The following is a 9,523-nucleotide window of genomic DNA, read 5'->3' as shown; positions in this document are numbered from 1 at the left end:
GAAGAAAAAGAGATGGAAAATAGCGGGATTCCCGCTTTCGCGGGAATGACGAAAGGAGGAGGTCGCAGACCCTAGACGGTAAAGCTCTCGCCGCAGCCGCAGGCGCCCTTGGCGTTGGGGTTCTGGAAGACGAAGCCCGCGGCGAAATCATCCTCGACCCAGTCCATGACGCTGCCGATCAGATAGAGCACCGACGCGCCGTCGATGTAGAAGGCGCCGCCCGGCGTCTCGATCTTCTCATCGAACTTCGCTTCCTCGGTCACATAATCGACCGAATAGGCGAGGCCGGAACAGCCGCGCCGCGGGGTCGACAGCTTGACCCCGATCGCGCCTTCGGGCGCGGCCGCCATCAGCGCGGCGACGCGCGCCTCGGCGTTCGGGGTCAGCGTCACCGCGGCGGGGCGGGCTTTCAACGTCGTCATTTCAAACTCCTTCCCCTCTCCCCTTGCGGGAGAGGGTTGCGCAGACTTGCGAGCTTGCTCGCTAGTCGAAGCTGGGTGAGGGGTTGCGGTCGAAGACCGCGCGAGCCGGAGGCTCGCAGACCCCTCACCCAACTGCGCCTAGGCGCTTCGCGCCAAGGCTTCATATCCTTCTCCCGCAAGGGGAGAAGGGGAAAATCACAACATCCCCAACTCCAACCGTGCCTCGTCGCTCATATTCTGCGGCGACCACGGCGGATCCCACACCAGATTGACCTCGGCATCGCCCACGCCCGGCACCGCGCCGACGCGCAGTTCGACCTCGCCCGGCATCGATTCGGCGACCGGGCAATGCGGGGTCGTCAGCGTCATGGTGATCAGCACATGCCCCTCGTCGATCTCGACATTGTAGATGAGGCCGAGGTCATAGATATTCACCGGGATTTCCGGGTCGTAGATGTCCTTGAGCGCATTGATGACGGCTTCGTAGAGATCGCCGCCCACCGCGTTCGGATCGTCGGCCGCGGGCTTGGCGGCGAGGAAGCCTTCCAGATAGTCACGCTTGCGCTCCAGCTTTGCGGCAGCCGGCTCGGCGTCCTCGACGCGCGCTTTGGGCGGCGCCTCGACGCTTTCCACTTCTTCGATCCTGATCGTCCGCTCGTCGCTCATCCGAAAATCCTTTCGACGCGGGCGAGACCGTCGATCAGCGCCGCCACATCGTCGTCGTTGCTGTAAAGTCCAAAGCTGGCGCGCGCGGTCGCCGGCACGCCGAGATGCGCCATCAGCGGCTGCGCGCAATGATGCCCGGCGCGGATCGCGACCCCGCTTTCGTCGAGGATCGTGCCGATGTCGTGCGGATGGACCCCCGCCATCGCGAAGCTGACGATCCCGGCACTGTCGTCGGGGCCGAACAGGGTGATGCTGTTCTTGCGGGCGAGCTGTTCGCGCAACGAGCCGACCAGCGCGCATTCATGCGCGTGAATGGCCTCGACGCCTAGCCCCGAGACATAATCGGCCGCTGCGGCGAGCCCCAGCGCCTCGACGATCGCCGGGGTGCCGGCCTCGAAGCGGGTGGGGGCGGGGGCGTAGGTCGTCTTCTCGAACGTCACGCGGTCGATCATCGAGCCGCCGCCCTGCCACGGCGCCAGCGCGTCGAGCTTGTCGCTCCACAACACGCCGATGCCGGTAGGGCCGTAAAGCTTGTGCCCCGAAAAGACATAATAGTCGCAGCCGAGCGCCGCGACGTCGACCGGCAGCCGCGGCACCGCCTGGCAACCGTCGATCAGCAGCTCGGCGCCGACGCGGTGCGCGAGCTCCGCGGCGCGCGCGACGTCGAGCGGGCTGCCGAGCACGTTCGAGACATGGGCAAAGGCGACCATCGTGTGCTCGGGGGTCAGCAGCTTTTCCGCGGCATCGAGATCGATGCGGCCGTCGGCGGTCAGCGGGCAGACGTCGATCTCCCACCCCGCGAGCTGCCACGGCACGATATTGCTGTGATGTTCGAGGGTCGAGAGCAGCACGCGGCCCTTGCGCGGGTGACTATAGGCGACGAGGTTGATCGCCTCGGTCGCGCCGCGCACGAAACTCACCTGCTCCTCGGTCCCGCCGATGAACGCCGCGATCCGCCGCCGCGCCGCTTCATAGGCGAGCGTCATATCGGCCGACCGCGCATAGACGCCGCGATGGACGGTCGCATAGTCGCGCCCCATCGCCAGCGTGCAGGCATCGATCACCGCCTGCGGCTTCTGCGCCGTCGCCGCGGTGTCGAGATAATGCCAGCCGGGGGTGAGGCCGGGGAACTCGGCCCTCAAATCCTCCCCGGAACGGGGAGGGGGACCATCCGCAGGATGGTGGAGGGGCACGGGCGGTTTGCGCGACCTATCGGCGGAGCGCTCACCCGAGGGTGCCCCTCCACCAGCTTCGCTGGTCCCCCTCCCCGTTCCGGGGAGGATATTCGCGTCGCTGCTCACACCAATTCCCCCAGCTTCGCCAACGCCAGCTCCTGCAACCGCGCCTCGTCCTCCGCCCCGTCGAACACGCCGGCGACGAAGGCTTGCAGCAAGATCTTCTTCGCCTCGCCCGGCGGCATCCCGCGCGACTGGAGGTAGAAGAGGGCTTCGGCATCGAGTTCGCCGATCGCGCAGCCGTGCGCGCATTTGACGTCGTCGGCGAAGATTTCGAGTTCGGGCTTGGCGTTGGCGGTCGCGCTGCGCGTCAGCAGCATCGCCTTCACATCCTGCGCGCTGTCGGTCGCTTGCGCATCGCGTGCGACCGCGACCTTGCCGAGATAGGTGCCCGTCGCGGTGCCCGCCAGCACCGAGCGCACCACCTGCCGCGATGTCGCGCCGGGCTCGGCGTGGGTGACGGTGGTGACGATCTCGAGAATCTGCTCCCCCCCGCCGATCTGCACCGCGCCGAGCGTGAAATCGGCGCCTTCGTGGAGGGTGACGTCGAGTTCGATGCGGCCATAGGCGCCGCCGATGTTGAGGATGTGCAGTTTGGCAACCGCACCCTTACCAAGGGTGAGATCTATTTGCTGGATCGCGCCTGCGTCCTGCACGATCGCGCGCGCAAAGCTGCCGCCCGCGGGCACCATGATGCTCTCGGGCGCGGGCAGCGGCCAGAGGCGCGCCAGCGCTTCCATGTCGCTATACCGCCACGCCTCGTCGCGGCGTGTGGGGAGAGTCGCCGCGCTCACGGCCTGCTCCTCTCCGCGTCTCCGCGTCTCCGCGCTAACAATATGAAGGATTCACGCGGAGACGCGGAGACGCGGAGAAAAGAAGAGGTTGCGCCTGCGGCGCGAAAGCGGGTCATGCCACCACCTCCGCATAGCCATGCGCTTCCAACTCGCGCGCCAGTTCCGGCCCGCCCGACTTGACGATGCGCCCGGCGGCGAGGACGTGGACGAAATCGGGCTGCACATAGTCGAGCAACCGCTGATAATGGGTGATCAGCAGCACCGCCTTGTCGGGCCGCCGCATGATCGCGTTGATCCCGTCGCCGACGATGCGCAGCGCGTCGATGTCCAGCCCCGAGTCCGTCTCGTCGAGGATCGCGAGCTTTGGGTCGAGGATGCCCATCTGCACCATCTCGTTGCGCTTCTTCTCGCCGCCCGAAAAGCCTACGTTCACCGGGCGCTTGAGCATGTCCATGTCGAGCTTGAGCAGCCCCGCCTTCTCGCGCGCGAGCTTCAGGAACTCGCCGCCCGACAGCGGTTCCTGCCCACGCGCCTTGCGCTGGGCATTCAGGCTTTCGCGCAGGAACTGGACGTTCGACACGCCGGGAATTTCGACGGGATATTGGAAGCCGAGGAACAGCCCCGCGGCTGCGCGTTCGTATGGTTCGAGAGCGAGGAGGTCAATGGCTTCCTCAACTTCGTCACCCCGGACTTGATCCGGGGTCCATTCCGGCGCCGCAGATATGGATGCCGGATCAAGTCCGGCATGACGAGGGGGCGTGAAACTCACCGACCCCTCGGTAACCTCATACCCCGGCCGCCCGCCGAGCACATAGGCCAGCGTCGACTTGCCCGCGCCGTTCGGCCCCATGATCGCGTGAATCTCGCCCGCGTTGATGGCGAGCGACAATCCCTTCAGGATCGGCTTGTCGGCGACGGTGGCGTGGAGGTTATCGATTTTAAGCATTTTAATCCCGAGGTATTTTGGAAAGGAAGTGATCTAAGAATAAACGATCCGCATCTTTCACTTCGTTTTCTGTTGGTTCGCGTCCCAGCTTCTGTTTGAGCCAAGGTTCTACAGGCTCGTATTCAGGGAGTTCTGCATATTCCCTGATTGCGGATTGGCTGGCTATTTTAGTTTGGAGGCGATCGCGCCAATCCTCCAACGATCCGAAACGCCTCTCAGCGCGAATTTTGATTACGTCGGCTGAAAACCCAGATTCTTGAGCCGTTTGCAACAGCGCCTCGGGAAGAGGAGCGCCCGAACCGACGAGGTCTTGAAGCCCCTCTAGAGCTTCCTCCATTCTGACATCGATGGCGCTCACCCCACGCTCCCTTCAAGGCTGATCCCCAGCAATTTCTGCGCCTCGACCGCGAACTCCATCGGCAGTTGCTGCAGCACTTCCTTCGCAAAGCCGTTGACGATCAGCGCCACCGCTTCTTCCTGCGAAAGCCCGCGCTGCATCGCGTAGAAGAGCTGGTCGTCGCTGATCTTGCTCGTCGTCGCCTCATGCTCGACCTGCGCCGAGGGATTGCGGACCTCGATATAGGGCACGGTATGCGCGCCGCAGCGGTCGCCGAGCAGCAGGCTGTCGCACTGGGTGAAGTTGCGCACCCCCTCGGCGTTCGGCGCGACGCGCACCAGTCCGCGATAGCTGTTGTTCGACTGGCCCGCGCTGATGCCCTTCGACACGATGGTCGAGCGCGTGCGCTTGCCGTTGTGGATCATCTTGGTGCCGGTGTCGGCCTGCTGGAAATTATTGGTGACCGCGACGGAGTAAAACTCTCCTACGCTGTCGTCGCCGTTGAGGACGCAGCTCGGATATTTCCAGGTGATCGCGCTGCCGGTTTCGACCTGCGTCCACGACACTTTCGACCGCGCGCCCTGGCACAGCGCGCGCTTGGTGACGAAATTATAGATGCCGCCCAATCCTTCGGCATTGCCGGGATACCAGTTCTGGACGGTCGAATATTTGATCTCGGCATCGTCCAAGGCGACCAGTTCGACCACCGCGGCGTGAAGCTGGTTCTCGTCGCGCATCGGCGCGGTGCAGCCTTCGAGATAGGAGACATAGGCGCCCTTGTCGGCGATGATCAGCGTGCGCTCGAACTGCCCCGTATTCTCGGCATTGATGCGGAAATAGGTGGAAAGCTCCATCGGGCATCGCACCCCCTCGGGCACATAGACGAAGGTGCCGTCCGAAAAGACCGCGCAATTGAGCGTCGCGAAATAATTGTCGTGCATCGGCACGACCTTGCCGAGCCATTTCTTCACCAGATCGGGATATTCGCGGATCGCTTCGCTGATCGAGAGGAAGATCACGCCCGCGCGCTTCAATTCCTCGCGGAAGGTCGTCGCGACGCTGACGCTGTCGAATACCGCGTCGACCGCGACCTTGCGCGCACCCTCGACCCCGGCGAGCACCTTCTGCTCCTCGATCGGGATGCCGAGCTTTTTATAGACTTCGAGGATTTCGGGATCGACCTCGTCGAGGCTCGCCAGCTTCGGCTTCGCCTTGGGCGCCGCGTAATAATAAGCGTCCTGATAGTCGATCGGCGGAACGTCGAGCTTCGCCCAGTCGGGCGTCTCCATCGTCAGCCAGTGGCGAAACGCCTTCAGCCGCCAGTCGAGCATCCATTCGGGCTCGTTCTTCTTGGCGCTGATGAAGCGGACGATATCCTCGTTCAGCCCTTTCGGGGCGAAATCGGTTTCGATCGCCGACGACCAGCCATGTTCATAATCGGCGACCTTCGCGGCGGCGTCGTGCGCGGCCTGGTCCTTGACGGGGAGGGTGGGGTCGTCGGTCATGGCATAATTCCGTTCACCTCGAGCGAAGTCGAGAGGCCCATCGGTCGTGCGTTATCGAGGGGGGTCTCGACTTCGCTCGACACGAACGGGTTTGGTTTCTTCGGGGCGACGGTCAGGCTCGCCAGGCTGATGCCCGCCAGCGCCGCGCGCACCGCGCCGTTGACGACGCCGAGGTGCGGCTGGACCTGACAGCTTCCCTCGAAGCCACAGTCGTGGCGCCCCTCGTCGCAGCAGGCGGTCAGCGCGATGGGGCCTTCGACCGCCTCGATGATCTCGGCGACGTTGATCGCGGCGGCGGGCCGCGCGAGGCGCACGCCGCCGCCGCTGCCGCGCGAGGCGACGAGCAGCCCGGCGCGCGCGAGGCCGCTCACCAGCTTCTGCGCGGTCGGCCCCGGAATCCCCGTCTGCTCGGCAAGCAGCGCGGCGTGCAAAGGCACCGATCCGCACTGGCGCGCGGCGGCGCTCATCAGCACCACGGCATAATCGGCAAGGTTCGACAGGCGCACGAAATCCTCGTTGGAATTGCGAATGATTCTTAACTGGAGCAAATTACTCCACTTATATAGGCGAGGGTTGCGCGCGGCGCAAGCAAGCGCGAATTGGGAGGCCCAAAGAAAAAGGCACCCGCCCGGCCGGGGCCGAGCGAGTGCCGAGATGAAGGTCTCAGTCCTCGTCAGAGGAAGAGCTCTTCTGGGTCGCAAGGTCCGATTATGCCCGCCGCGCGATTCGCGATTGGACGAAAACGCCAAATCGTCGTTCGGCGCCATTTTCTTTCGTCCTGTCGTGGGACGGGTCGGGGATCAGGTGTCCGAGACGAGCGGGCTGACCTTGCCCGCCATCTGCTTGCGGCCCCTGGTCGTCGCTTCGGTATAGAGGGTAGGGTGGGCGAGCTGGCCGGGGGTCGCGCCCGCGAAGCGCTTCATCTCGCGGATCAGGTGCGACTGGTCGTAAAAGGCGTCGCCGAGCTGCGCTTCCTCCAGGCATTCGCCGCGCGCGAGCGCCGAGGCCGCGCGGACCGCGCGATATTTGCGCGCCAGCATCCGCGGCGACAGGCCGTAATAATGTTTGGTCATCCGCTCGACCGAGCGGATCGACATGCCCGTCGCCTCGACGAGATCGGGAACCTGCGGCGATATCGATGCGGTCAGCCATTGGTCGACGGTGCGCGTGAACCACACCGGCGCCGGCTCGTTCTTCTTCAGGATTTCGCGGACGAAATTATTGGCGATCACCAGCCGCTCGGCGGTATCGGCGGCGCCGATCAGCGTTTCGATCACTTCCTCGATCCAGTTTCCGAACAGGTCGGCGGCATCGATCGCGCGGTCGGTGAGCTTGTCGGCATGGTCGCCCATCAGCGTCGCCCAGCCCGCGGGCATCATCCCGAAGCCATAGATGCGAAGCGGGCCGCGGCCGATCGCGCGCACGCTGCCGCTCGTCGGGCCGATGATCGTCGCGCGCCCGGCGGGAAAGCGGTGGCCGTCGGGAAAGACATATTCGCCCTCGACCGTGCTCATGATCCGGAATTGCGGGCGGTCGGCGCGCTCGGCCTCGTCGAACAGCGGCATGTCGATCCGCACGAAATAGAAGCTCGATACCATCTCCGCCAGATCGGGATCGGGCGGGAAATATTGGAGCTCGAACGGCGCATCGCCCTCCGCGCCCGCTGGCGTAGCAGTTTCCGACATGACGAGACCGACCCCAGGCAGCTTTGTTGCCGCCTTTTTCTATCCGCCATAATTTTCCATTTGCCGCAGGGCGTCAAGCCGCAATTCTCTGTTAGCGTTCCCTCTCGCTGGCAATCCAGCTATCGACCCGGCGCTCCAATATATCGAGCGGCACCGGCCCCGATTGCAAGACCGTATCGTGGAAGGCGCGGATGTCGAAGCGGTCCCCGAGCGCGGTCTGCGCCCGGGTCCGAAGCTCCATGATCTTGAGCTTGCCGATCAGATAGGCGGTCGCCTGCCCGGGATAGACGATATAGCGCTCGATCGCTTTCTCGATGTCGCCTTGGGGGTTGGGGGTATTGTCCTTCAAATACTGGATCGCCTGTTCGCGGCTCCAGCGCTTGTCGTGGATGCCGGTATCGACGACGAGGCGGCACGCGCGCCACAGCTCCATCCCCAGCCGCCCGAAATCGCTGTAGGGATCGGTATAGGCGCCCATGTCCTTGGCGAGTTCCTCCGAATAGAGGCCCCAGCCTTCGGTATAGGCGGTGAAGCCGCCGAAGCGGCGGAAGGGCGGCAGGCCGGTGAGTTCGGTCTGCACCGCGCGCTGGAGGTGGTGGCCAGGAATGCCCTCATGATAAACCAGCGCCTCGAGCTCGATCTTCGACATGTCGCGCAGGTCATAGAGGTTTACATAATAGGTGCCGGGCCGCGACCCATCGGGCGAAGGTGACTGGTAAAAGGCTTTGCCCGCGGATTTCTCGCGGAATGCCTCGACCGCCTTTACCTGCAAGGGCGCCTTCGGCAGCGTGTTGAAATAGGCGGGCAGCCGCGCCTCCATCGCCTTCACCTTCGCCGCGACGTCGGACAGATAGGCCTCGCGGGTCGTGTAATAATATTGGGGGCTCGTGCGCAGATGCTCGAAGAATTGCGGCAGCGTGCCCTTGAAGCCGACCTTCTTCATGATTGCTTCCATCTCGCCATGGATGCGCGCGACTTCGGATAGGCCGAGGTCGTGGATCTCGGCCGCGCTCATGTCGGTGGTCGTGTAATTGGCGAGCAGCGCGGCGTAATAATCCTTGCCGCCGGGCATCCGCCAGACGCCGTCCTCGGTCGGCGCGACCGCCTGCTGGCGCTCCATCTCGGCGAGCAGGCGGGTATAGGCGGGGGCCGCGCTGTCGGCCCAGGCGGCTTTGGCGGCGTCGATCAACCGCGTCTTTTCGGTCGCATCGACGTCGAGCTTGCCGACCTTTGCCGTAATGTCCTCGATCACCGCATTGTCGGGTTTCAGCAGGTTGCGGATATCCGAAAGCACATAGGCATAGACCCATTTCGGCGGCGCATAGCCTTGTCCGGCGCGCTTCGCCGATTCGGCCGACAGCGCGTCGAGCAGCGGCCCGAGCCCGCGAATGCGCGAAACATAGGCTTCGGCCTCGGCGACGTTGGCGACGCGGTGGATGTTGATCAGGAAGGCGGGGAGGCGGCTCTGCGCGCCGTTCATCTGATCGAAGATATAGTCGTGGTCGCGCCACGCGAAGAGCCGGTCGGCGCGCGCCGCCTGCGCGTTGAACAGCTCGAACGACAGCGCGTCGTCGGCGGAAAGCGTCGCCGGATCGAAGCTTGCGCGCATCGCGTCGGCGCTCGCCTGCTGCAATTTGTGGTGCGCGACCGCGGCTTCGTCGCCGACATCGTCCCAGCGGCCATAATCGGCGTCGCGAATGCCGCGATAGGCCTTGCCCTGCGGGCTCAGCGAGAGCTGTGCATCGTCATATTTCTGGAAGAAGCCGGCAAGGTCGGCGCCCGCGGGCGGCTGGTCCGGCGCGGCCTCGGCGGCGGGCGGCGTGATACCGGGCTGCGCGGCGCAGCCGGCAACGGTCAGCGCCAGCAGGCTGGTGGACAATGCGGCGATCAGGCGGCGGTGCGACACGATTTTCTCCCTGTTTTCCTGTGCTGG

The 9,523-nt window shown here is 64.6% G+C and carries 10 protein-coding genes; all 10 read right to left on the bottom strand.

What is annotated here, in order from left to right; genetic code table 11:
* Positions 1 to 71: 71 nt before the first annotated feature.
* The gene (locus OJI97_RS09295) at positions 72 to 422 is read right to left on the bottom strand and encodes an iron-sulfur cluster assembly accessory protein (RefSeq protein ID WP_297662863.1); all 351 of its coding nucleotides are present in this window, start codon (positions 420 to 422) and stop codon (positions 72 to 74) included.
* 195 nt (positions 423 to 617) lie between these two features.
* Complete coding sequence (locus OJI97_RS09290; protein ID WP_297662862.1) at positions 618 to 1,088, bottom strand: SUF system Fe-S cluster assembly protein; 471 nt, start codon at positions 1,086 to 1,088, stop codon at positions 618 to 620.
* A complete protein-coding gene (locus tag OJI97_RS09285; protein WP_297662860.1) occupies positions 1,085 to 2,230 on the bottom strand; it encodes an aminotransferase class V-fold PLP-dependent enzyme in 1,146 nt (381 codons plus the stop codon). Before OJI97_RS09285 ends, OJI97_RS09290 begins: the two co-directional genes overlap by 4 nt.
* Before the next feature lie 155 nt (positions 2,231 to 2,385).
* On the bottom strand, positions 2,386 to 3,117 hold the full coding sequence (locus OJI97_RS09280) for a SufD family Fe-S cluster assembly protein (RefSeq protein ID WP_297662858.1): 732 nt from the start codon (positions 3,115 to 3,117) through the stop codon (positions 2,386 to 2,388).
* A 112-nt stretch (positions 3,118 to 3,229) separates the two neighbouring features.
* On the bottom strand, positions 3,230 to 4,063 hold the full coding sequence (gene sufC, locus OJI97_RS09275) for a Fe-S cluster assembly ATPase SufC (RefSeq protein ID WP_297662856.1): 834 nt from the start codon (positions 4,061 to 4,063) through the stop codon (positions 3,230 to 3,232).
* Position 4,064: 1 nt separating this feature from the next.
* Positions 4,065 to 4,421, bottom strand: a complete 357-nt coding sequence (locus OJI97_RS09270; RefSeq protein WP_297662854.1) for a hypothetical protein — start codon at positions 4,419 to 4,421, stop codon at positions 4,065 to 4,067.
* The gene (gene sufB, locus OJI97_RS09265; RefSeq protein ID WP_297662852.1) at positions 4,418 to 5,905 is read right to left on the bottom strand and encodes a Fe-S cluster assembly protein SufB; all 1,488 of its coding nucleotides are present in this window, start codon (positions 5,903 to 5,905) and stop codon (positions 4,418 to 4,420) included. Before sufB ends, OJI97_RS09270 begins: the two co-directional genes overlap by 4 nt.
* Entirely contained in the window at positions 5,902 to 6,411 is a 510-nt protein-coding gene (locus OJI97_RS09260; RefSeq protein WP_297662869.1) for an Rrf2 family transcriptional regulator, read from the bottom strand. The genes sufB and OJI97_RS09260 overlap by 4 nt, the downstream gene beginning before the upstream one ends.
* Positions 6,412 to 6,705: 294 nt before the next feature.
* Positions 6,706 to 7,590, bottom strand: a complete 885-nt coding sequence (locus OJI97_RS09255) for an AraC family transcriptional regulator (RefSeq protein WP_297662850.1) — start codon at positions 7,588 to 7,590, stop codon at positions 6,706 to 6,708.
* A 91-nt stretch (positions 7,591 to 7,681) separates the two neighbouring features.
* On the bottom strand, positions 7,682 to 9,496 hold the full coding sequence (locus OJI97_RS09250) for a DUF885 family protein (protein WP_297662848.1): 1,815 nt from the start codon (positions 9,494 to 9,496) through the stop codon (positions 7,682 to 7,684).
* Positions 9,497 to 9,523: the final 27 nt, after the last annotated feature.

The organism is Sphingopyxis sp., from assembly GCF_025869345.1.
Lineage (GTDB): Bacteria > Pseudomonadota > Alphaproteobacteria > Sphingomonadales > Sphingomonadaceae > Sphingopyxis.
The sequence above is the reverse complement of the archived record's forward strand: the minus strand, read 5'-3'. Positions and strand labels throughout refer to the sequence as shown.